We start from the raw sequence: 22,013 nt of genomic DNA, 5'->3' as shown, positions 1-22,013 counted from the left end.
TCAACCGAGTTCATCCAGACACCTTGCAAGTCATCCAGCCTCACAAGGGCTTTGACATCGAAGCAGCCCACAAGATTGTGGCGCTGATCGAGAAAAAGCAGGGATGGCAGCCGCAGAAGGAGGCCAGGTATCGTGTGGACGAAAATAATCAGGTGGTCCGCAACGAACTGAGGAAGAAGCAGCCGCCATCCAGCAAGGCGCAGGATTTTGAAAATTTCACGGGCGAAAAATCGGCCCAGCGAATTGCCCAGCAGCGGGGCCGAAAAATCTTGGAGGAGGCCCGGTCATGGCAAGAACTGCACGACGGATTAAGAGAGGTTGGGCTACGCTTTGAACGAAAAGGCTCCGGCGGCATTGTCTTTGTTGGCGACAAGGCCGTAAAAGCCTCGTCCATTGACCGCCGGTTCAGCATGGCAAAGCTCTGCAAAAGGCTTGGGGAGTTCATAGCTGGCGAGTATGACGCACTCATCCCCAAGATTGAGCCGGAGCCGGTCAGCAGAATAGCAGAGGATCAATGGAGGGAATACAGGAAAGCGCGGCTTATAGAAGCTGAACGCTGGAAAGTGCAAAAAGCCGAGTTCCTGAAACAGAATGCGGCAGAGATTGCCGTATTCAAGGCAAAGCAGAAAGAAAGGCGTAAACAGGCATACGCCAATCTTGCCCTCCATGGCGAGGAATTTGTCAGCATTGCCAAGTTTTTTCTGCCATTCCAGCAAAGCCAAGAGCTCATGGACCAGAGACGGAAATTGGCAAAAATGCCCAAAATGGCTTGCGGCCGCTTCAAGGATTGGCTCCGACAGCGCAGCCCATGGCTTGCGGACATATGGCGGTTACGGCGTACCCTCCAGCCAGGCACCGAGTATGGGCATTTTCATGAAGGCTATTTCCCCAGAATTGGGAAACTGCAAAGGCCGGTAGTACCCTATCGTGAAATGGTGAGACGCCGCTATGCAGATATGAAAGTTGGCGTGTCAAGGCTGGAGGTCATGCTCGCACTGCATTTGCGCTGTGCCGGGTATCTCCGCAAGCAGGTGGAGGAGGAAATGCAGAGACACACCCTCGTCCCTCTCCAGTCTGATCCACTTGCGCCAAAACTTACCTACCTGCAAAGGGTACTCGACTATGCCTTTGGTGCCCACGGAGATAAAATTATCCTTGATAACCACATTGGAAAGCCGGATGTGGAGAGGTTCAATAAGGAGGCAGGAATAATTGAATATTACTCTAAATATGCTGTAGATTCGGAAAATCAGAGAATGAAAAATTGGCAATCTGGTAAAATGACATAATTGGAAACGAATCTTAATTGAGTATTAATTATATCAATGCAAAGTGTAATACATATTTCGTTGATATGTGGTATTTCACGCTTGGCTGCAAAGGCCGGCCGTTCTCAGGAACTCGAGGTCTCAGAACCTGCGGAGAGAACTGCGTACTCGCTCAACTCCCTCCTGACGCTTTCAGGGATTTCAAGGCAGGATTCGATGCAATCAATAAAATTTGCAAGCGCAGGCGGCGTTTGATCACGGTAGACAAACCAAGTGTAACTCAGGATATTCAAGCCTGGCAGATAACGAAATTCTACATTTGAATAAAAGGAGTATTCTGCAGGAGAACAGGAAAACAGCTCCATACAGTTGGGCAAAAGGGCCATACCCACACCTGAGCTTACCAACCAGAATGCCGTTGAGCGGCGTCGCACAGACATGAGGACATTTCCCTCACCTGCAAAAAAATTTTCCCACCAGTCTTCTAGCAGCTTCACCATCTCGCTCGTTTCATCTGTTTCGCCAAACTTGCGTTTAATGAACGGCTCCCGAAGCAGGTCTTCGCGCCTGATTTCCTTAAGTTTTGTCAGGGGATGCCCAGCTGGCATGGCCAGTTTTATGGGGCCCATCATGATAGGGATAGCCCGCAGGCCTTGGGGAAACTCCATGTTTTCCCTACCGGTGATCAGCGCTGCGTCCAAACTGCCTGACTGGACGCTCTCCATGGTCTCACCGGGATAGAGCTCGTTTACCTGCACCTCCACAGAGGGGTGACGCTCCTTGAGAAGAAGCAATGGCCGTGACAGTCGCTTCAGCTCCGTCACGTCGCCATACCCAATCCTGATGGTGCCTTCACTCCCCCGGAAGTAGGCACTCACTCTTGCTGATAGATTATTGGTATCTTTCAGTAGCTTGCGACCTTCGCTCTGCAGCAGTCTCCCCGCCTCAGTGAGAAAAATGCCCCGCGCTGTACGAACAAACAATGTTCCTCCCAGCTCTCGCTCCAAGGCGGCTATCTGGTTGCTCAACGCCGGCTGGGTAAGGTTGAGGAACCGGGCCGCACGGCCAAAATGCAGCATTTCCGCAAGCGTAAGAAAGGAATTCAAGAGGCGATATTCCATCCCTCCCTCCTTGGCGGCTATGTGAAAATATGCTCAACGGTATAAAAAATGCGCGGAGGGCGCAATGGCTGCGACTCCAGTAAATATTTTCATGTATCATGTGGAAAACATTTACATAAATACCAATTAAGGCACGTACTTGAATCAGGTGCCATCCGGAGTTCGTGGCGGGGTACCGGGCGATCGGCCGCCAAGAGCACGCGATAAAAATCCTTTATTGACCAAAAAGAAATAGAAATTGGTCAGCCAGGTGGAAGATGTATAAAAAAATCACAAACAGCCCATACAGGGCGACATACATCTGAAAGGAGAAAGAGGATGATCATTGACTCCCGAAACCGGCCGCCGACGCAGGAATACCTTGCCTCAACCATCACCCTTGCTGATTTCACGCGCGAGATGCACCGCGGTTTCAGCGTGCCCAAGGCGGAATCCGTGAAAAAGGAATCCATGGATCTGTACTGGGAGGAAATGAACGACGCCGGCATCACCGTCGCCTGCGCGCCCGCCCGTTGGGGCGCCGGGCCTGACCCCATCGTCAGCCCGCAGGAAGTTGTGCGCGTCCAGACGGAGAACCCCAAGAGGATCATCGGCGCCATTGCCGTCAATCCCTGCGAAATGGAAAAATCCATGCAGATGATTGACCAATATGTCGTCAACGGGCCCATCATCGCCGTGAACCTGGAGCCGACCAACGGCGGCACGCCCATGCTTTATGACGACAAGCGCGTCTACCCTCTCTACGATTTCCTGCAGGAAAAGGAAATCCCGGTCTTTTTGCAGCAGGGGGGCGTCATCGGCCCCGACATCAGCTATAACAGCCCGGAACGGCTGGACAAGATGCTTGCGGATTTTCCCAAGCTCACTGTCATCGACATCCATGCCGGTGCCCCCTATGTGGATGCCACCATTTTCTGCGCATACAGGCGGCCTAACCTGTACCTCAGTGCGGATATGTATCTCATCAACACCCCGTTCACGGGCCGCTACATTGATGCGGCCAACAGCATGCTTTCACGCCAGTTCGTTTTTGGCACATCCTACCCCTTCATCCCCATGAAGGACGCCATGGAACTCTGGTACAAGATGGGCGTGAAGAAAGAGCTCCTCTCGCAGATCATGTGCGACAATATCGCACGCGCCCTGCGTCTTGACCTCGCAGCCTACCTTTAATTAATCGTTTAACCATCCGTCGGCCCGGCCGATCCGGGCCGGCGGATGCGGGGAAGTCCGCGCCATGCCGGGCGCCCCGCGCGCAGAACCGCGCAAGATTTTGATAGCTACCGCCGGCAGACGGATTTGCCTGAAAAATCCGGCGAAGGTTCCCAGCCTCGACCCTGCTTCGCCGCAGGGGAAATTCCCGGCGCAAAGCCATGTGCCCCCCTGCAAATGGAGGCCTCCATGAAAAAGTTTCTTCATTACATCGATGCCGCAAGCGACTGGATCGGCATGTTCTTTCTCTGCGTGATGTGCGTCGTCATCCTCCTGCAGATCGTAGCCCGCTATGCGTTAAATAATGCCATGGCATGGCCGGAGGAGATCGCCAGGTTCTCCTTTGTCTGGGCGACGTACTTCGCCATCAGCATCTGCATGAAGGACGAAAGCCATCTGCGCATCACCCTCATTCAAAGCCTCATCAGCAAAAAGGCGGCCAGATATATCGATCTCTTCTGTATGGGACTGAACATCCTTTTCTTTGCCGTATGCACCTGGCTTTCGCTGGATATGACGCTGAAAGTGCAGGAGATGGGCCAGGTGGCGGTCTCCATCCCGGTGCCGGTGTACCTGGTCTGGATAGGTATCCCCCTGGGCTGCGCTGTTACCCTTGTCCAGTCTGTGCGCGATTTTGTGCGCATCAGGGCCCGGAAAGCGGAGCAGGAGGGGGAATAAGATGGATCCCGTCATCGTAACCGCCATAGTTTCCCTCGTCCTCGTCTTCCTCAGCGTGCCCCTGGGTGTGAGCATCGGCTTTGGCGTCCTCGCCGGGCTGTGGGCTGGCGACATGCCCTTCATCCTGTTTACCCAGAGGCTGTTCAACACCTTCGATTCGTTCCCCATCATGGCCATCCCCTTCTTCCTGCTGTCCGCGGAGATCATGTCTCAGGGGACCTTGGCGGACAAGCTCCTGAATTTTTGCCGCGCCATGTGTGGGCACATCCGGGGGGGCCTTGCGCATATCTCCATCATCACCTCCCTGTTTTACGGAGCCCTCTGCGGTTCCGCTGCGGCCGCCGTGGCGGCGGTGGGGGGCATGATGATCCCGGCCATGGAAAAGGATCACTACCCTCCAGCCTTCTCCACGGCGCTGAACTGCGCAAGCGGCTGCCTTGCCAACATCATTCCCCCGTCCATTGCGTTTATCCTCTATGGCTCCTTCGGGGGAGTTTCGGTATCTGACATGTTCATCGCCGGTGTCATTCCGGGCATCGTGGTGGCCCTAAGTCTGATGGTCGCGGCGGCTATCATCATTGCCCGCAAAGGCTACGGACGCCTACTGCCCCGTGCCACTGCCAGGGAAAAATGGGAAGCCGCCCGGCGAGCCCTGCCCTCCCTTGGCGTTCCCGTCATCGTTCTTGGCGGCATTTACGGGGGCCTTGTCACTCCCACCGAGGCCGGCGTGCTCGCCGTGTTCTATTCCCTGCTGGTGGAGGGCCTTTCCGGTTCCCTGAACCGCACCGTATGCCGCCGCGTGCTGGTAAAAACCCTCAACACGCTGGGCATGTTCTTCCTTATCCTTGTCATGGCAAACGCCTTGGGCACGTTCATGCTCTACCTGAACATCCAGGAGAGCATCATCACCGCCATGCGCGACATGACGACCAATCCCTATATCTTCATGCTCATCATGATCGCCTTTCTCCTGTTTATCGGGACCTTCCTCGAAGCCACGGCAATCATCCTCATCCTTAGCCCGCTCCTGGTGCCGCTGGTGGTGAGCTACGGCATCAATCCGGTCCATTTTGGCATAGTGATGATCTGCTGCACCTGCATCGGACTGCTGACGCCGCCCATGGGCACCAATCTTTTTGTCGGGAGCAGCATTACCGGGCTTTCGGTCATCACGCTATCCCGGGCAATCCTCCCCTTCGTGGGAGCGATGATCCTGGCAGCGTTGCTCATCGCCTATGTTCCCTGGTTCTCGCTCGCGCTGCTCTAACCCAGCATCTGCATATACGCGCATGGAGCCGCGCGGATTCGCCATGCGCCCACAAGGCAACCCTAACTGTCGGAGGTCACGCAATGCGTATCTTTAACCGCTTCTGTCTGCTCGCAGTGGCTCTGCTTCTGTCGCTGCCTTTTGTCCAGGATGCCACAGGCGCGCCCATCGTGTTGAAAGCTTCTCTCCTCCAGCCCGAGGGCGACCCCTCGGTCATCGCTTTCCGCGACGGCTTTAAAAAAATATTTGAGGAGAAAACCGGCGGCAAATACCGTATCGATATTTTCACCGGGGGTGCGTTGGGCAATTGCGATGCGGTGGTGCAGGGTATCCAGTTCGGCACATTGCAGTTCGCCACCGAGAGCCTGGCGAATTTTTCGCAGTTCAATCCGGAACTCGGCGTGTTTGACCTGCCCTATCTGATTCCTGACCGCGAAAGCCTCACCAAAGTATTTAAGAGCCCGGTGGGCCAGCGGCTTTTCAGCAAGATTTCGGACAAGGGCATCGACGTGCTGGATTTCTGGCTGAGCACCTATCGCGCGATTTGCTCCACCATGCCCATCTACACACTGGAAGACGCCCAGGGCAAGAAGATCCGCACAACCAATTCCAGGTGGCACATGGAGGCCGTCAAGTCCCTTGGCATGAGCCCCACGCCCATGGCGCCCACGGAAATCATCACCGGCCTGCAGCAGGGCGTCATCGCCGGCACGGATACGGAATACCCCAGCATCATCTCCTGGCACTTCATCGACGCCGCCAAGAACGTCACCCTCAGCGACCACATGCCCTGCGCGTGGCTGCTCTTCACGAGCAAGAGCTGGCTGAACAAGCAGTCGCAAGAAGTGCAGGACGCCGTGGCGGAAGCGGTTATCGCCTTCAACAAGGTGCTGGTGGAGCAGTATGACATCCAGATTGACCGGACGCTGAAGGAGATCGNGGAAAAGTACAACGGCAAGGTCATCCGGCTCTCGCCCGAGGAGCGGCAGCGCTGGATAGAGAAGAGCCGCCCCATGTACGACACCCTGCCCGACAACATGAGGAAGCTCGCGCAGGAAATCAGGGAGGTCCTGAAGTAGAGGCTCGGGGGGAGGGAGGGCAGTCCCTCCCTCTTTTTTATGCCCCTGTGTTGCCCTCTGTATACCCACTCATGCGCATGGAGGTAACATGCTGGACAATGTGTTTAAACCGCTNACTATTCGCGGTAAGGTCATCAAGAACCGGCTTGTNGTGCCNCCCATGGTNACCGACTANTGNACGCCCGACGGCAAGGCGACNGAAAGATACATNCGNTACCATGAAGAAAAAGCCAANGGCGGCTGGGGCCTCATCATCACCGAAGACTACGGCATTGACCCCAGGGGCAGAGGATTCAAGGCCACAGCCGGNCTTTGGAACGACGAACAGATTCCGAGCCACCGGGAATTTGTGGAACGCATCCATCAGCACGGGACGGTCATCCTCGCGCAAATCTATCACTGCGGNCGTCAGACCAACAGGGGCGCCATCAATGCCGCACCNGTNGCGCCTACCGCCATTGCCTGCCCATTCGGAACCGANGTNCCTGACGAGCTCACAACGGAGCAGGTCAAGGCAATCATCCAGGAGTTCATNGACACGGCCTGGCGCTGCAAGCAATGCGGCTTTGACGGCATCCAGATCCACGGCGCCCATGGCTACCTGNTCNGCGAANTCCTCTCNCCCTACACCAACAAGCGTACCGATGAATACGGCGGCAATTTCCTGAACCGCGCACGCTTTGCGCTGGAGATAATCCGGGGTATCCGCNAGAAATGCGGCGAGGACTTCATCATCGACATGCGCATCTCCGGNCAGGAACTGGTTGAGGGCGGCCTGACGTTGGAAGACATGAAGGCGCTTGTTCCGCTGCTTGAGGAGGCTGGACTGGACATGATCCATGTTTCCGCCGCNGTNTACCTNTCGGTGGAGGACAATATCCCGCCNGCGGCCACACCCCATGCCTTCATTTCGGACTGGGCGAAGGAAATCAGGAGCGTGTGCCATATCCCGGTCACCACGGTGTCGCGCATCAACGATCCCCATATTGCTGAGAGNCTGCTCCGCCANGGAAAATGCGACCTNGTGGCCATGGGCCGNGCATCGCTCGCTGANCCGGCGCTNCCGCGCAAGGCCCAGGCCGGCGAGTTTGAAGATATCCGCCATTGCATCGCCTGCAACGACGGGTGCGTGGGCGTGCTCTTTACCGATAACCCCATCCGCTGCGTNCTCAATCCCGAGNTGGGNCGCGAGCATGANGGNGGCGTGAAGCGGACGGACAAGCCCATGAAGGTGGCTGTGGTCGGCGCNGGCCCNGCNGGCCTGACAGCGGCGATTACTGCNGCGCNNGCTGGNCACNNGGTGGANGTCTANGAAAAAACGGANCGNGCCGGNGGTCAGTTTTATCTNGCGGCNATTCCTCCNTGCAAGGGNGAGATTGCCGATTTTATCCGCTGGCAAAAGAAGCAGTGTGAAAAACTGGGCGTAAAGATCAATTATGCCACCGAGNCNACGCCCGANATGCTGAAAGAAAAAAAGACGGATCAGGTTATCCTGGCAACNGGCGCTCAGCCTGCCATGCCTCCCATTCCGGGCATTGACAACAGNAATGTCCAATCCTTCAAGGATGTGCTTCTGGGCAAATGCCTGCCGGGNAAGAACTGTGTGGTCATCGGCGGCGGCCAGGTCGGGGTGGAGACGGCACATTTTCTCGCGCAGATGCTGAGAAATGTGACCGTTCTGGAAAAGCTNCCGGANATCGCTGCAGACGAGCCCCTCGGGCCGCGCATAAAGCTNCTGAAGAATCTGAAAATGCGCAATGTNGCCCTGCGCCCGGAAATGACAGTGAGCGAAATAACANCNGATTCGGTAATAGCGNGCAACTCTCGTGGAGANACGGAGGTGTTTCCTGCAGATACAGTCGTGATTGCCACGGGCTCAAAGGCNTACAATCCCTTGCAGCAGCCCCTCGAGGAAGCCGGCTTTAATGTTAAGGTCATAGGGGANGCGCTCAAGCCCGGCAAAGTCATGGACGCGACCACGCAGGGATACGACGCTGGAAGAAATCTTTAACAGAAAATGCCAAGGCGTAAACGCCTTGGCATTTTCTATAGGCACAAAAAATCTTTAACCATTCAAGATGGACTTACGTGTAGTAGTTTAGACTTGATCTGACAGTTTGCTCCGTCTTGGTGGATATCCCTGTCCGATTAGTTTAGCTGTCCGACCTTTTCCTCCCAGAGTCTTTTCCCGTCAAGCAGGGTTTGCAAGGGCGTTCTGCCGCAGCACATCTTGCCCTGGTGGGTACGCTCGGTGTTGTAATCATCCAGCCAGACATCCAGGTCGGCCTGAAGCTCCTCCAAAGAGTGGTAGAGTTTACGCCTGAACGCAACCTGATAAAACTCCTGTAAGATAGTCTTGTGGAAGCGTTCGCAGATGCCGTTGGTCTGCGGGTGACGCGCCTTGGTCCGCGTATGCTCGATGGCGTTCACGCCCAGGTACAGCTCATAGTCGTGCGTTTCCAGTTTGCCGCAGTATTCGGTTCCACGGCTCCGTCAGGATGCGGATGAGCCCCATGTTCTGGGCGTCAAAGAAGGGCAATACCCGATCGTTCAACAGGTCGGCGCAGGTGATGGGCGGCCTGGTGGTGTAGAGCTTGGCTGTCGCCCACTTCGAGTAGGTATCCACAAAGGTTTGCTGGTAAATACGGCCAACCCCTTTGATCGTTCCCGCATAAAACGTGTCCTGGCTAACGAGATAGCCATGATGATGGCTTTCAATCTCCCCGCACGCCTCATCATCCTGTTTCTTTCGTTCCAGCGCCTGGACCCGCGCCTCGGTGAGGACGTTGCCCTGGTCGGCCGACATCTTTTCCAGGGCGTTCAGCCGCTGCTTCATGGACGAAAGGTTATGGCGCAGCCAGCTGGAGCGCACCCCGGACGGCGACACGAAGACGCCCCTTTTGCGCAGCTCGTTGCTGGCCCTGACCTGGTCATGAGTCGGGAAGGCTGTGGCAAACTCGACCACCGCCTGCTCTGTCGCTTCTTCAACCCGGTTTTTGAGATTGGGTTTTCTGCGGCTGACCTCAAACAGGGCCTCAACACCATCGGCATCTCTGGCTGCGTGATACCGATAGAACGTATCACGGGAAAAGTCCATGATACGGCAAGCCTAGGAGATATTGCCCAATTCGGCGGCAAGGTTGAGAAGGCCGGTCTTGTGCTTAATGACGCTTTGGTTAAAGCTTTCCATCGGGAGCTCCGTGGGCATGGCGCACGGGTGATGGGTTGGTTCACATTTCCATCAAAACGGAGTTCCCCGATTGCTTTTCAAGGGGCTATTGTTAGATCAAGTCGAAACTAGCTCAGATAATACAGATATACTCGTACTGGCCAAGAAATAATCTTAACTACTATAATAATACCTTGGAACTATAACCGAACTAATATTTCATCCTGGAGCCGTTCTTTGTAATTTTTAGCGCCTCTTCCACGCTATAGCATACAACCCCAGACACATGGGCTCGGAACAGCTCCTCATTCATCTCTATTTATAATGTTCGAAGCTTTCTGTATGTTATTCCTCACAAAATCCGGATCAAACCAGCTATCACGGAAAAAATAAGATAATATTCAGAAAGTATTAATAAGAAAATTTCTTCTTCATAGATAATCATAATTTATGAATTATAAATGAAAGTAATTTGTTACAATTGTATTAGGATACATGATTATAATGAAGTTTTAGCTTTTCTATTGACCAGCAATTCAAGTTCAGTTTCAGAATAAGTTGCCAAAATATTGTCAATATCTTCAAGCACTTTTCGTTTTTGTACTGGGTCTCCTGTTCGAAAGCGATAATTTAGTGGATTGAGGTAGTGCACGCCGTCATAAAAGGTGTCTATTTTGAGTTCGGAAAGAAATGTTCGCAATTCCTCAATCATTTCTCTTTCTGTGGGCATTTGAAATTCATCATTTTGAACCATCGAGGCTATAGGCGCTTTTTCAAAAGGCGTGATCGCGGTTGAGGTTATCATCTGGGGATGAACCTGATTGAACATGGTAGCGGTCGCCTTGGCGCTTTCCTGCCCTTTACCTTTTCCGGCCATACCGAGTATATAAAAATTGGTGTAAGTGAAGCCAGCTTTATCAAGCCTTTTCAGTTGCTCTATAACATCCTTTGCCGTATAGCCTTTATTCATGAGGGAAAGAGCTTCGTCATTGCCATTTTCAGTACCAATATACAAATGACTCAGACCAAGTCTGGCAAGCTCCTCCAACTCTTCATCACTTTTCCTCGCTATATCATCGATCCTGCTTTGCAAACTTATACGGTAAAAATTAGGGTAATGGCGACGTAACACAGTTATGTATTGCTTAAGTTTCCAATTTGGCAGCACAAATGGGTTCGCCCCAGTCAAATAGATCGGAGTATTGGACGGGAAAAAAGGTTTCTGAGCAATCGCTGCCTTTTCCATATCCTCGGGTTTGACTGCCAAAAACGGATAACCACGGGATGTGTAGCAGAAATTGCATTTTCCATAGGTGCATCCTTGGGTGACCTGTAAAATTAGGGAGTTTATTTCCTGTGGCGCTCGCATGGGGGGTTCTGTAAATTTCATCATGAATCTTTCTCTATACATATTTTGCTTTATGAAATGTAAATATCCGTGATTCATAAGTCAGGAATGATAATATGGAATTACAACTCATCTCAGTCTTATGAATCACGGAATTCATCCATTAAATCAGCTTTCCATGGCACTCAGAATGCCTGCCTGCATGGGAAGGTCAGTGAAGTTGGGGATATCATCCATTAATTCCTGAGTACCGGGCGCGGCAAAAGCCGCTTCCATCGCCGCCTTGTCCTTGAACACACACTGGCTTATGCAGATTGTGCCTTGTGCCTCCCTTTCAATCCCCGGGAAAAAGGGGCGGATATCGAGGAGGCCAAAAGGTTCCCATACCCTCCTGACATGAGGAATATGGTTTTTGCAATAATAACCGCGGTCGAAACGGTCTTTTCCTGTGCCGTCATAGCTGATGATTACTTTAAGGGCCATCTTCGCCTCCTTCGAATTGTGAATTAATTTCTGCGCAACGAACAGCCGTTGTGCCGCGAACAAAACGCCGATTCTTCCAGTGGTACGCCCAAATCCCGCATGGCGTACGCAAGGCGGTCTGCAACGGTCTCATAATGCACAAAGCCGCGAGAAACAGCGTCATACTTGTCACCGCGCACGAGCAGCACACTGGGATAGGACGTTATCTCACCCATGAGCTCTGCCGCCATTTCGAGGTTTCTCTCTGTCGCTGCGAGAGCGCCCGGCTCATCGAGCGCCGATGCAAAATGGCCGGGTTCGATACCCCAATGCGCTGCGATTTCCGCAAGCGCAGTGTCGGTAAACATATCGCGGCCCTGACCATAGAACATTTCTTCCAGCTCAAACAGCTGGTCGAGCTCATGGCCTGGAACCATTCTTTTCAGCACCGCCAAAATTTCATCCGCTCCGGGGGAATACAGGCGCACCTCCCGGCCTGTTTCAACGGCATTGATGGCTCCTGCAAGGGAGCGGCCCGAGGTGTGCTCGACTTCGTGCCAGAACTCCACAAGCCCCGGAGACTGTGCGGCGTCTTCAGCAAGCGTCATGGGGCGAGAAATGAGGTTTCCGCCGAGCACGTGTACAGGAATATCGGGATTTTCGGCCGCGAGCTTTTTCATGATGGGTGCAAAGGCGTAACACCAGGGACAGAAAACATCCGCTATATAGATAAAGTAGGTTTCTTCGATATTTTTCACTGTGCCTGCCTCACATATTATTACAGAGTTTTTGCAAAGGTATATATTTGAGCCGGATACTCCGTCCGCAGCACTTCGCCCTCGGCGTTCACGCCGCCAGCCAGCAAAATGCCCCTGTCACTCCAGCGGAGATAGGCGAGCATGTTCTTGTAGCTTTCTACGACGCCGGATGCCTTTCGAAGATCCGTGGTCCAGAAGGTTGCGATGAGCGAAGCCTGCTTGCCGCCCATTATCCGCTGGTCAATGGCATAGAAACGGTCGATGGTAGCCCGAAGCTGCGATGACATGCCAAAATAGTACATGGGGGTGGCAAAGAGCACCATGTCTGCTTCGATCAATGGTTCACGCAAAGCTGTAAAATCATCATCGAAGATACATGGACCATTCATGCCGCACTGNTCACANCCGATACAACCATGAANCTTCTTGTGCCCTGAATTGAACCTGAAAATTGTGTGGCCTGCTTCNTCCGCGCCTTTCTGAAAATGATCCGCCAGAATGCCGGAATTGCTCTTTGGCCTGTGGCTACCGGTGATGATAACGATTTTCACGAAAACCTCCTTTTCNACGGCTNCACACCGCCTGTTCATTCTATCCCACCTTGGANGCAAAAAATCAACCAGTTACTTTTTTGTAAGCATCAGGCCCCAACATTGACACAGCNCGTACAGGCGGGTATATAATAAAAAAATATCAAAAGGAGCTTTTTCATGGGCAAAGAGNCCNGCAAGTTTGCGGAACTCGATTCCAGCGGCATCANCGCTGACTGCCTGGTNGAAACCTCAAACGGCTGGGACGGTTCACCCCTGCCGAACTATCCCGCAGGCAAGCCTTTCCTTTCCATCTACAAGTATGTCTTTCCTCCCCATTCGGTGACAGCCGACCACTACCACAAAATCATCAACTGCGGCGTTGTCACCAGCGGCGAACTTACCCTTGTCTGCAGAAACGGCANGGAGAAAACCATTCACACCGGNGAGGCTGTAGTGGAAATAGACGGCGAGGTTCACCATGGAGAGAACCGTGGTGATGAGCCCGCGGAAGTGATCATGTTCTATGCTGGTGACGGGAAAACACCGTTTTCCTTTTCCGCATAACGAATGTTCGTTTATAACTTGGAAAAGTCNGATGAAAGCCAAGAAAGAACTGCCAGAGTGCCCTGTTGCAACCACCGTCAACCTGATTGGGAATAAATGGAAGCTCCTTATTTTGCGGAACATCCTTAATGGGCCCCAAAGGTTCGGTGAACTGCTGAANAGTCTTGANGGTATCAATCCNAAAGTCCTGACTGAAAATTTGAAACANATGGAGACCGACGGNCTTCTGGTGCGAACCGTCTATGACGCAACGCCTCCCAAGGTCGAATACCGATTGAGCGAACTTGGCGAGAGCATGCGTCCNATTATCGGCCAATTGGAGGAATGGGGACGACAATACAAGGCCATGATGGGCTGAAAAAACGATCCTCTCTTTATACCACCTGGAGCGCAGAATCCATGCATTATACNGGACAAGTCTACAGGCCGCCNATGGAAAGCGACACGCCGTTGCTTGAGATAACGGCAGGATGTTCGCACAATCGTTGTGCGTTCTGTACNATGTACAATAAAACNCCTTTCCGTGCCTCAAAACTTGAAGACATTGAAGCGGACCTTTCAGAGCTGCGGCACACGNTGGGCGAGGATGTGCGCCGCATCTTCCTGCTCAACGGCGATCCCTTCGTTCTCCCCACCGAACGGCTCTTNAAAATTTCNGAGCTGGCGCACGACTACTTTCCCGCNNTCGACACACTCACATGCTACGCTTCCATCAATGATTTGANCAACAAGAGTGATGCCGACCTTAANGCATTGCGCAAGGCGGGTTACAATGATCTNTACATGGGCTTGGAGTCCGGCTGGGGCCCGGCCATATCGCGTATGCGCAAGGGGTTCACCATTGATGAGGCCCATCACCACCTTGAGCGGTTATTGAATGCCGGTTTCCGTTATGCCGCGCTTCTCATGCTGGGCGCTGGCGGTCGGGGGAACAGCGCCATCAATGCAACTGAAACNGCNAAGCTGCTGAACAGGTACAAGCCGTTCACGATTGCCGCTGTTGCCACGGCAGTATCGCCTGAAAGCGCGCTCGCGCGTATGCGGGATGCAGGTGAGTATGTCGAGCTTACCGAAGGTGAGATGCTGGACGAAGAACTGATGCTCCTGAAATCTCTGGATATGGATGATGATTGCCTGTTTTTTGGCAGCCACCCCTATAATGNTCTTCCGGTGAGTGGCCTCTTTTCCCAGAAGGAAGGCATGATTGCCTATCTTGAAGCGAAAAGGAAAACGCTGCCGCCTGCCTTTTTATCCAGCACCATGCCGAGAGGNCAGTTATAAGGGCTTGAGCGTCAACGCGTTTTTTCTCGTGCGCGTTCGACATCAAACCATAGCCGGAGGTGGATAACCNTCAAAAAAATTGCGTCCCGGGCATNTCGAAATTTATCCTTTCATCCTACCTCAAGGAGCAAAACATGGCACTCGAAAACCTTGCTGAATGGTCCGGCGTTTCCCGCATCCCACCCACGGTGCACNGTGTTTCGGCCTCCTGCGGNGCCTCAGACAANCCCGAGAAAAAACCCGCTGCCTGCGGTTCCTCCTGCGGGGCGCAGGAAAAGCCGGAAAAAAAGCCCGCGTCCTGCGGCTCNTCATGCGGCGCTTCTGACAAGCCTGCGGACAAGCCGGCTGCCTGCGGCGCAGGCGGCAAAGNCTAGACATTGCGGCTCGCCTCATAGNCCGTNCCCAGCTGANGACGGNCTATGAGGCGAGGGCCGAATCGTTCCTTNGGGAGTTCTCGNCATGCGGCCGTACTTTTCCTTCCAATGGCATATCACGGATGAGTGTGATCAGCGGTGCAAGCACTGCTATATTTATTCTGGCAAGGAATTGNAANCNCAACGGNGCATGTCATGGGATTCAATGCTCACGGTCGTGGAAAATTGCCANNGCATGTCCGACAGCTTCGGGAGAACCCCNTATTTTTATCTGACNGGCGGTGANCCACTCCTCCATCCCAAGTTTTGGGATCTNCTGGAATATTTNAAAAAATTGGAAATCGANTTTGCAATACTTGGAAATCCCTTNCATTTNGANGATGAAGTTTGCNNTCGANTNAAAGATTGTGGCTGCCAGAAATACCAGCTTTCGCTGGATGGATTGCGCGACACCCATGACTTTATCCGTAAACCCGGTTCCTTTGATTGTACGCTTGCCAAAATTGCTTGCATAAAAAACGCTGGCATAACCTCTGTAATCATGGCCACCGTTTCTGATCTNAATTTGGAAGAAATNCCTNNNCTTATCGAAGTAGTTGCCGCTGCTGAAGTNGATGTGTTCTCTTTTGCCCGCTTTTGTCCGGAAAAGGGAATACTGGCTATTCCTCCAATGAAGTATCGNCAATTTCTCCAAACATGCAGCGATACATTTAATCGCCTGGAAAATTCAGGCTGTCAGACATACTTTAACAAAAAGGATCATTTNTGGAAATTATTTGAATACGAAAATNGTGAATTCACAATTCCAGATTCTTGTGTACCAGATATAATTTACGATGGCTGCAATTGCGGAAACTGCCATTTAACGATTTTGCCTGATGGACAGGTNCTCNCTTGCAGACGNGTGAAAAATAGCAGCGTTGGGAGTGTATTTGAAGATGATCTGTCACATTTATGGCTTAATNAAATGGAAAATTTCAGAGAATATAAAAATTTTAAGAAATGCGGAAAGTGCGAACTGCTAGCCTGGTGTCGGGGGTGTCCCGCTGTGGCAAGTNCCCAAAACGGTGATTTTTATGCANCNGANCCTCAATGCTGGAAGGAGGTCAACTGATGNACATGCTNGAACTGATTAAAAAGCGCCGCTCCATTCGCAAGTATGAAGCAAAGCAGATTAGCAATGATGATTTGGAGAAAATTNTTGAGGCGGGTCTCTATGCCCCCAATGCAGGGGGCAGGCAAGGTTCGTATATAGTCGCCATTCATGACCCTGAGCTGGCACGCAAGGTTGGCCGACTGAACCGGGCGACTTTCAATCGGCAAAATCTCGCCGNGGTCTATGTTTCAAAGGAACANCCAAGCATTATTGATGACCCNTCCATAAAAAATGCTTTCTANGATGCTCCGACAGTTTGCGCCATATTCGGCCCCAATAATTTCTTANATAGCGAGGCTGACGCNTATTGCTGTGCTGAAAATATGGTTTTAATGGCTACCTATTTGGGTATTTCTTCATGCATAATTGCCAGAGGAAAGGAAACNTTCACGATGCCTGAAGGCCAGCTTCTGATGAAAGAATGGGNTGTTCCCGANAATTATTCAGGCTGCTGCTTTGTATTACTTGGCTACTGNGAGGGTGAATATCCGCATGAAAAGTCTCGCAAGCCTGGGAGATATAAAATTATTAACTGAGTCTATCAAAATCCGTTCTTAAAAAANGAGGCACATATGAAAAACTTTTCTCTGTNTTTTATTGTCGTTACGGGCTTCATGCTCGTTGCNGTATCCAGCGCGCTGGGTCAACCAGACCGNCTGCGGTACTTTACTCAGCCTGCTNGCGTCGAAGGGAGCAAAACACCATATGGTGATAATAGGGATACGGGTAAATATATCGAATCTGGCGATGCGAAGATTTATTATGAAACCTACGGCTCGGGAAAACCACTTTTTGTCTTTCACGGTGGTGGAGTGGGNTCGCCATATGAGCTTGGCCANNTANTNGACGAATTAAGAAAAAANTATANGNTGGTGGTGATTTCAAGCCGTGGGCACGGTCATTCAGAGATTGGCCGTTCGCCAATTTCTCTTGAACAGAAGGCCGACGACATGCTGACCGTAATGAAGGCGGTGACAGATAAGCCGGCACCAGTNTTTGGCTTCAGTGATGGNGCTTACACCGCTCTCAAGCTTGCTTCGATGCATCCTGAGGCAGTTGAAAAGATCNTTGCCGTAGGCGCGGGAACGCTCAAGCCNGGCTTCTTCCCGGATTCGCTTCCATTGTCTGAGCTTGAAAAGGCCGACCCGGCCTATGTTTCCCAAATGCGTTCNCTTGCGCCTNAACCGGACAGGCTGCAAGAATTTCTCAATAGTTATATGAANTTTTGGAATGGCGCCACGGTGGGAAAGGATATGTTGTCAGCAGTCGAATGCCCNGTCTTGCTCATTGGTGGGGACAGAGATACTCACGCTCCCCCCGCGACTTTATTGGAGGCCAGAAACTTCATCCCCCATNCCTNACTCTGCATCGTACCANATGCAGGACACGCAGCATTCCTTGATAATTTNCCCGTCTCATCGACGGCCATTAATCAATTTTTAAAAGAGTAATTTGAGTTTATAAGTGCATATTACTATCAATGCACGAAACATCGTTCCTTCTCTATGTTTCCAGCTAGATGAGGCGCTCAGGGTGCATACGGACCTTGCAAAGCTATTTCGCGCAATCTGCGGATCATCCCGGTACATATCGCCNTGATGACTTCTGACGGCTGACGAGGTTNCGTGAAATGAGGCGGACCATTGAGGANTCGGCGGCTATTGGTCAGCAACAGATANAGATAGNACTTTCGGGAACCTCAAGGTCTAAGGTTGATGGCGTCTAAATTTTGAGGTGGTGCACANAGAGCCTCGATACTTTCTTTTCCAACATCAAAAANGACCTCAGTAATATAATAATACTGAGGTCATTTTTCTATCACGGATAGGTTTTCAGCAATCAGCGGTTGGATGCCCTTGCATCAGACTTCCGCAATTCATCCAGATAGTCGGACCAGCGCTGCATGAGCTTTCGCCGTTCCTCCATATACTCCGCCCTATTATAAGCCAGGCNCACAGAGTCCGGCTCCTTGTGGGCAAGCTGGGCTTCAATGACATCCGCCCGGAAACCAAGTTCATTAAGACGTGTACTTGCCATCGCGCGAAAGCCGTGCAGTGTCATGGTCTCCTTCCCATAGCCCATGCGTCGGAGNGCGGCCAGCGGGGCAACATCTGTAATAGGTGCGGAAAGAGCGCGGGCGCTGGGAAAAAGCAGATTCCCGTTACCGGTGTAGTCGTGGAGCTCCTTCAGCAAGGTAAGCACTTGCCTGGAAAGCGGCACCACATGCTCGCGNCGCATCTTCATGCGCGATGCCGGAATGATCCAGGTCGCGCTTTTGAAGTCAAATTCTTTCCAGTGGGCAAGCCGCAATTCCGAGGGGCGGGTGAACACATGGGGGAGGATTTTCAGGCAATAAACAACGGAAGTNTAGCCTACATAGGCGTCAATGTCCCGCAAGAGCTGGCCGATNTCGTCCGGATGGGTGACGGCCGCGAAATGTGTTGTCTGGNCGGGGGCGAGGGCTTCCGTCAGCCCGGCAGCCACATCATATTTGACGCGCCCTGTGATGCGGGCATAGCGCGTAACCTGCCCGCACAGGCGCATAAGCTTGTGGGCGGTTTCGTGATGGCCAAGCCGCTCAGCGGGCTGCACAACCCGCAGAAAGTCGGCAGGCTCAAGGTGGATAAGNGGCTTTCCGCCAATGACCGGGAAAAGGGTATTCTCCAGATAACGCCCCAGTTTCTTGGCATGCTTTTCGGAGAGTGTCGGTGCGTACTTGGCGAACCATTCACGCGCCACATATTCAAAAGTATCGCGCTCCTCTCGCTCTTTGGCGAGCCTGGCTTCCCTGGCCTGCTTTTTCTCCTCCCCGGGATCAAGGTCCTTTGCGAGCAATTCTCTGGCGGTATCGCGCCGCTGGCGGGCATCCTTCAACGAAACAGCCGGATACGCGCCGAAGCTCAACAGCTTCTGCTTGCCCTCAAATCTGTAGGCCATGCGCCATAATTTGCTGCCNTTCGCCGTCACATGGAGGTACAGGCCACCCCCGTCAGAAAGTTTTTGCACCTTGCCGTTGGCCTTGGCGTTCCGCACAGCGGCATCGGAAAGTTTCATGTTGGTATCCTCCAAAACCGTCCATGATTGTCCTGCGAAAACCAATAAAATTCTTCTATATTCATTTGAATTCAAAGAAGATTTTTATTGTGCTGGTATTTCGCGCTCCCTAAATGGCTTGTTGGGACTGATACCCTTGAATCTACCAACGATTTTTGAGGGTGTCCATGTGGGTACTTGGATTTTGNTGNACAAAAAGNGAAGGCCGAAANCACNTTTTTTCTNGTGATTTCGGCCTTCTATGGACTGTTTTGGATTCTAGCTTGGTACCGGGAGCGAGACTTGAACTCGCAAGGTGTTGCCACCGGCGGATTTTGAGTCGCGTAACTTGTGCTGACACTTCAACTGGTTAGCCGCTTTTGTATCACCATTCCGTGGTGATACACATTTTTATCCGCTTCAGTGGTTCTTGTCTAGGGCATAGGACTTATTCTCGTGGAATACCGGGCACTGATTCAGTAGATTCTAATGAGCCCGGTAGTACATAGCGTCCATTCACAACCCGTAGCCGCCCGCTTGCCAAAAGCTGCTGCACCGTGCGGGGGCGGCCGTTCTGTCCTGCCGCGAACTGGAGCAGGATGAGGCGCTCCCAGACTTTGGCGATACGCCGCGCCTGAAGTCTATTATGCGGGCTCATGCCGACCATGACAAGGACGCGCAGGCGCTCGCCTTCCGGGGCGTCGGGCTGCGGGCGTACAGATGCCCCAAGTGACGCGAGCTTGGCGAGTGGGTCAAAGGGTGCGGCCATGGGGCATGGTCATTGGCATCCATGCGATTGTCAATCAGGAAGGGCCGGAATTGCTCCCGTCCATTCGTTGTCATCCTGTGCCCCACATTGGATCGGGATTTGTCATCCAATGTATTAAAGACAAAAAGGCTTATGTCTCAAAAACGCCGCTTTTTGAGACATAAGCCAAGCCCCGGACCTGTTCCCGCGCCACAGCCTCTGCCAATAACTTGCCTATCTGCCCAAAATGGCCCATGCGGAGCGAAGATCCAGCCAATCGGCCCATGCCTGGAGCATCTTGCGCCGCTCCTCAACAAGTTCGCCGCACTGGTCAGCGGCGCACAGTGCCGCACAGCGGGCACACCCACACGATGCGACCATCAATCAGGGCCACGCGCAAGGCATGCCCGCAGGTGGGGTACTCGCGCCCCATAAAGCTCCGCCTCACGCCTTGACCCCCACTGGCATTTCCGGCCACGGCGTCATCTCGCCGCCGCCGTCCCAGGGCGCGCCAGCTTGCGCCGGCAAATCGCGCAGCGCCTGACGATAGGCCGTGACTTCGGCGCGCTGCCCGTCATCGAGCGGATAGTCTGGCGCCATGAGGTAGTCGGTATCCGTGAGCTTCGCGTCCCGGGCCTGCCGCAACAACTCGAAGCGCTCTGCCTCCGTGTCCGGGCTGGCGAGCCATTCGTCGTACTCTTCCGCCGCCTTGGCCGCACAAATTTCCAGCCACGCCGCTTCAGTAATCAGGCCCTCGGCGAGCTTTGCTTTGGCATCTTCCTCGCGCCAGACGCTGCCCTGCCCGGTCTCGGGGTCGTAGAGGTTGACCGTGGCGGGCTTGTCCGCAAGCGGTGCGGCCATGCTCCGGGCCGAGAGGAGCGCGGGCGCTGGGCCGGCGGCCTTGGCCGGGTCGTGCCAGCGCACGCGCACGGCTCCCTGGGCACCCTTGGCGGCGTACGATGCTCCATTGTTCCACCACCCGCACCCGCCAGCTCCAAAAAATTTTCCTGCGTTCGCCGCGGCCGACCCAGCGGAAATGCCACCACCAAGACCGGCGCCGTTCGCGTGGTAAGAACCTGAGGTCTGAGATAGAACGGGGGATTCATGGCCGCGAAAAGCTGTTTGGCTGTTGTGTATGACATCTTCTGACAACGCCTCCGGGTAGGTTGGTGTCATGTCCTCGAACACGCCCGAAGCGAAAGTCGTCTTGCCGCCTGCGGTGTTGACGCTAGTCCCCGGGATTGTGATGGGATTGCCGCCGGCGCCGACAGTAACCGGGTACTCCTCACCGGCCACGAGCCACGCGAATCCCCAGCGCAAACTGCCGCTGTCGCCACCAGATACTCCCTGGTTTGTCGCATAGGCCCCGTGGCCGCCGTCGATGCACAGCACATCGTGCCAGCCCGTCGCCCGCGCGGTGAAGGTGCCGCTCTCGGTGAGCCAGAGCTCATCGTTGAGGAGCAGGTTGCCGCCCAGGGCGGAGAGCAGGCCATCTTCGTCCACCGTGACGGTCACGCCGTCCGCAAGCGTAACGGCGCGTTGCCAATGCCCCGTGTCATCTCCCACCGGGTCCACGGGGCCCACCATGCCTGCGCCGTCCGCATTGGGCGTGTCCGGGCCGGAGGGCTTTACGGCTATGTAAGTCTCGCCGTCGCTGCCCTGCACGATGGCGCCCTTCAGGTAGTTGAGGCCCGGCTGGCCATCGCTGGCGCCTACCCATGGCACGGTGTTCCCGGACTGAGCGAAGAACAGGTGCTCGCAAATGGTGTGAAAGAGGCCCTGAAAGTCCAGCCCATAGGGCGGCTTGCCACCCGCCTGCTTGTTAATGCGCGTGACCGGGGGAAAGCCCGTGGCCCATGAGGCATCGGCCGAGCCGGGCGTGGTGTTGGTCTCGAGGATGGCCCGGCGCTCGCCGTTTTGCGCGAAGGGCATGGGGATGGGCGTGGGAATGGCAGGCAGCAT

Annotated in this window: 21 protein-coding genes and 1 pseudogene; 13 read left to right on the top strand and 9 right to left on the bottom strand. The window is 53.5% G+C overall.

All coding sequences use genetic code 11. The features are described from left to right. The coding region (locus HDR50_RS06970) for a relaxase/mobilization nuclease domain-containing protein (protein WP_291357222.1) at positions 1–1,289 on the top strand (1,289 nt) is incomplete at its 5' end. Between the two features lie 104 nt (positions 1,290–1,393). Here HDR50_RS06970 and HDR50_RS06965 read toward each other — a convergent pair. Then, on the bottom strand, positions 1,394–2,389 hold the full coding sequence (locus HDR50_RS06965) for a LysR family transcriptional regulator (RefSeq protein ID WP_291357220.1): 996 nt from the start codon (positions 2,387–2,389) through the stop codon (positions 1,394–1,396). 318 nt (positions 2,390–2,707) lie between these two features. On the opposite strand from HDR50_RS06965, the gene HDR50_RS06960 reads away from it, so the two are divergent. The 5 genes from HDR50_RS06960 to HDR50_RS12485 all read left to right on the top strand — a co-directional run bounded on the left by HDR50_RS06960 (position 2,708) and on the right by HDR50_RS12485 (position 8,636). Beyond that, positions 2,708–3,562: an amidohydrolase family protein gene (locus tag HDR50_RS06960; RefSeq protein WP_291357218.1), complete on the top strand. Its 855-nt coding sequence runs from the start codon at positions 2,708–2,710 to the stop codon at positions 3,560–3,562. A gap of 228 nt (positions 3,563–3,790) precedes the next feature. Next, positions 3,791–4,279, top strand: a complete 489-nt coding sequence (locus HDR50_RS06955) for a TRAP transporter small permease (protein ID WP_291357216.1) — start codon at positions 3,791–3,793, stop codon at positions 4,277–4,279. Position 4,280: 1 nt separating this feature from the next. Further along, on the top strand, positions 4,281–5,546 hold the full coding sequence (locus HDR50_RS06950; RefSeq protein ID WP_291357214.1) for a TRAP transporter large permease: 1,266 nt from the start codon (positions 4,281–4,283) through the stop codon (positions 5,544–5,546). Between the two features lie 83 nt (positions 5,547–5,629). Next, entirely contained in the window at positions 5,630–6,625 is a 996-nt protein-coding gene (locus HDR50_RS06945; RefSeq protein WP_291357212.1) for a TRAP transporter substrate-binding protein, read from the top strand. Between the two features lie 88 nt (positions 6,626–6,713). Then, complete coding sequence (locus HDR50_RS12485) at positions 6,714–8,636, top strand: FAD-dependent oxidoreductase (protein WP_365817094.1); 1,923 nt, start codon at positions 6,714–6,716, stop codon at positions 8,634–8,636. Positions 8,637–8,773: 137 nt separating this feature from the next. Here HDR50_RS12485 and HDR50_RS06940 read toward each other — a convergent pair. The 5 genes and pseudogenes from HDR50_RS06940 to HDR50_RS06920 all read right to left on the bottom strand — a co-directional run bounded on the left by HDR50_RS06940 (position 8,774) and on the right by HDR50_RS06920 (position 12,913). Continuing rightward, positions 8,774–9,815, bottom strand: a pseudogene (locus tag HDR50_RS06940) (IS481 family transposase). A gap of 478 nt (positions 9,816–10,293) precedes the next feature. Continuing rightward, positions 10,294–11,187 carry a radical SAM protein gene (locus HDR50_RS06935; protein ID WP_291357210.1) on the bottom strand — a complete coding sequence of 298 codons (894 nt, stop codon included), beginning with the start codon at positions 11,185–11,187 and terminating at the stop codon, positions 10,294–10,296. Positions 11,188–11,310: 123 nt separating this feature from the next. Next, a complete protein-coding gene (locus HDR50_RS06930; RefSeq protein WP_291357207.1) occupies positions 11,311–11,625 on the bottom strand; it encodes an EthD family reductase in 315 nt (104 codons plus the stop codon). Between the two features lie 23 nt (positions 11,626–11,648). After that, positions 11,649–12,362, bottom strand: coding sequence for a hypothetical protein (locus tag HDR50_RS06925; protein ID WP_291357205.1), 714 nt, complete (start codon positions 12,360–12,362; stop codon positions 11,649–11,651). 20 nt (positions 12,363–12,382) lie between these two features. Continuing rightward, on the bottom strand, positions 12,383–12,913 hold the full coding sequence (locus tag HDR50_RS06920) for a flavodoxin family protein (RefSeq protein ID WP_291357203.1): 531 nt from the start codon (positions 12,911–12,913) through the stop codon (positions 12,383–12,385). 159 nt (positions 12,914–13,072) lie between these two features. On the opposite strand from HDR50_RS06920, the gene HDR50_RS06915 reads away from it, so the two are divergent. From HDR50_RS06915 to HDR50_RS12465, 7 genes are all read left to right on the top strand, one after another. Beyond that, the gene (locus tag HDR50_RS06915) at positions 13,073–13,459 is read left to right on the top strand and encodes a cupin domain-containing protein (RefSeq protein WP_291357201.1); all 387 of its coding nucleotides are present in this window, start codon (positions 13,073–13,075) and stop codon (positions 13,457–13,459) included. Then, positions 13,419–13,817, top strand: a complete 399-nt coding sequence (locus HDR50_RS06910; protein ID WP_365817089.1) for a helix-turn-helix domain-containing protein — start codon at positions 13,419–13,421, stop codon at positions 13,815–13,817. The genes HDR50_RS06915 and HDR50_RS06910 overlap by 41 nt, the downstream gene beginning before the upstream one ends. Before the next feature lie 74 nt (positions 13,818–13,891). After that, positions 13,892–14,740, top strand: a complete 849-nt coding sequence (locus HDR50_RS06905) for a radical SAM protein (RefSeq protein WP_291357197.1) — start codon at positions 13,892–13,894, stop codon at positions 14,738–14,740. A gap of 134 nt (positions 14,741–14,874) precedes the next feature. Continuing rightward, the gene (acgA, locus tag HDR50_RS12480) at positions 14,875–15,114 is read left to right on the top strand and encodes an ACGX-repeat peptide (protein ID WP_365817086.1); all 240 of its coding nucleotides are present in this window, start codon (positions 14,875–14,877) and stop codon (positions 15,112–15,114) included. Positions 15,115–15,199: 85 nt separating this feature from the next. Further along, positions 15,200–16,228 carry a radical SAM/SPASM domain protein, ACGX system gene (acgM, locus tag HDR50_RS12475; RefSeq protein WP_365817083.1) on the top strand — a complete coding sequence of 343 codons (1,029 nt, stop codon included), beginning with the start codon at positions 15,200–15,202 and terminating at the stop codon, positions 16,226–16,228. Next, complete coding sequence (locus tag HDR50_RS12470; RefSeq protein WP_365817080.1) at positions 16,207–16,806, top strand: nitroreductase family protein; 600 nt, start codon at positions 16,207–16,209, stop codon at positions 16,804–16,806. Before acgM ends, HDR50_RS12470 begins: the two co-directional genes overlap by 22 nt. A 36-nt stretch (positions 16,807–16,842) precedes the next feature. Continuing rightward, positions 16,843–17,721 (top strand): alpha/beta hydrolase, encoded by an 879-nt coding sequence (locus tag HDR50_RS12465; RefSeq protein ID WP_365817077.1) that lies wholly within the window; start codon positions 16,843–16,845, stop codon positions 17,719–17,721. A gap of 388 nt (positions 17,722–18,109) precedes the next feature. Here HDR50_RS12465 and HDR50_RS06900 read toward each other — a convergent pair whose 3' ends face one another. The 3 genes from HDR50_RS06900 to HDR50_RS06890 all read right to left on the bottom strand — a co-directional run bounded on the left by HDR50_RS06900 (position 18,110) and on the right by HDR50_RS06890 (position 22,013). Continuing rightward, on the bottom strand, positions 18,110–19,324 hold the full coding sequence (locus tag HDR50_RS06900) for an integrase arm-type DNA-binding domain-containing protein (RefSeq protein ID WP_291357195.1): 1,215 nt from the start codon (positions 19,322–19,324) through the stop codon (positions 18,110–18,112). Between the two features lie 427 nt (positions 19,325–19,751). Beyond that, the gene (locus HDR50_RS06895) at positions 19,752–20,072 is read right to left on the bottom strand and encodes a hypothetical protein (protein ID WP_291357193.1); all 321 of its coding nucleotides are present in this window, start codon (positions 20,070–20,072) and stop codon (positions 19,752–19,754) included. Between the two features lie 423 nt (positions 20,073–20,495). Then, on the bottom strand, positions 20,496–22,013 hold the full coding sequence (locus tag HDR50_RS06890; RefSeq protein WP_291357191.1) for a tail fiber assembly protein: 1,518 nt from the start codon (positions 22,011–22,013) through the stop codon (positions 20,496–20,498).

Origin of the sequence: Desulfovibrio sp. (genome assembly GCF_014803725.1) — a bacterium.
Classification (GTDB): Bacteria; Desulfobacterota; Desulfovibrionia; order Desulfovibrionales; family Desulfovibrionaceae; genus Desulfovibrio.
Note: the sequence above shows the minus strand (reverse complement) of the source record. Positions and strands in the feature narration are given on the sequence as shown.

Coding starts and splice junctions, on each gene's coding strand:
- HDR50_RS06965 (WP_291357220.1), bottom strand. CDS start 2,389: ATGGAATATCGCCTCTTGAATTCCTTTCTTACGCTTGCGGAAATGCTG.
- HDR50_RS06890 (WP_291357191.1), bottom strand. CDS start 22,013: ATGCTGCCTGCCATTCCCACGCCCATCCCCATGCCCTTCGCGCAAAAC.
- HDR50_RS06895 (WP_291357193.1), bottom strand. CDS start 20,072: ATGGCCGCACCCTTTGACCCACTCGCCAAGCTCGCGTCACTTGGGGCA.
- HDR50_RS06930 (WP_291357207.1), bottom strand. CDS start 11,625: ATGGCCCTTAAAGTAATCATCAGCTATGACGGCACAGGAAAAGACCGT.
- HDR50_RS06960 (WP_291357218.1), top strand. CDS start 2,708: ATGATCATTGACTCCCGAAACCGGCCGCCGACGCAGGAATACCTTGCC.
- HDR50_RS06935 (WP_291357210.1), bottom strand. CDS start 11,187: ATGATGAAATTTACAGAACCCCCCATGCGAGCGCCACAGGAAATAAAC.
- HDR50_RS06950 (WP_291357214.1), top strand. CDS start 4,281: ATGGATCCCGTCATCGTAACCGCCATAGTTTCCCTCGTCCTCGTCTTC.
- HDR50_RS06955 (WP_291357216.1), top strand. CDS start 3,791: ATGAAAAAGTTTCTTCATTACATCGATGCCGCAAGCGACTGGATCGGC.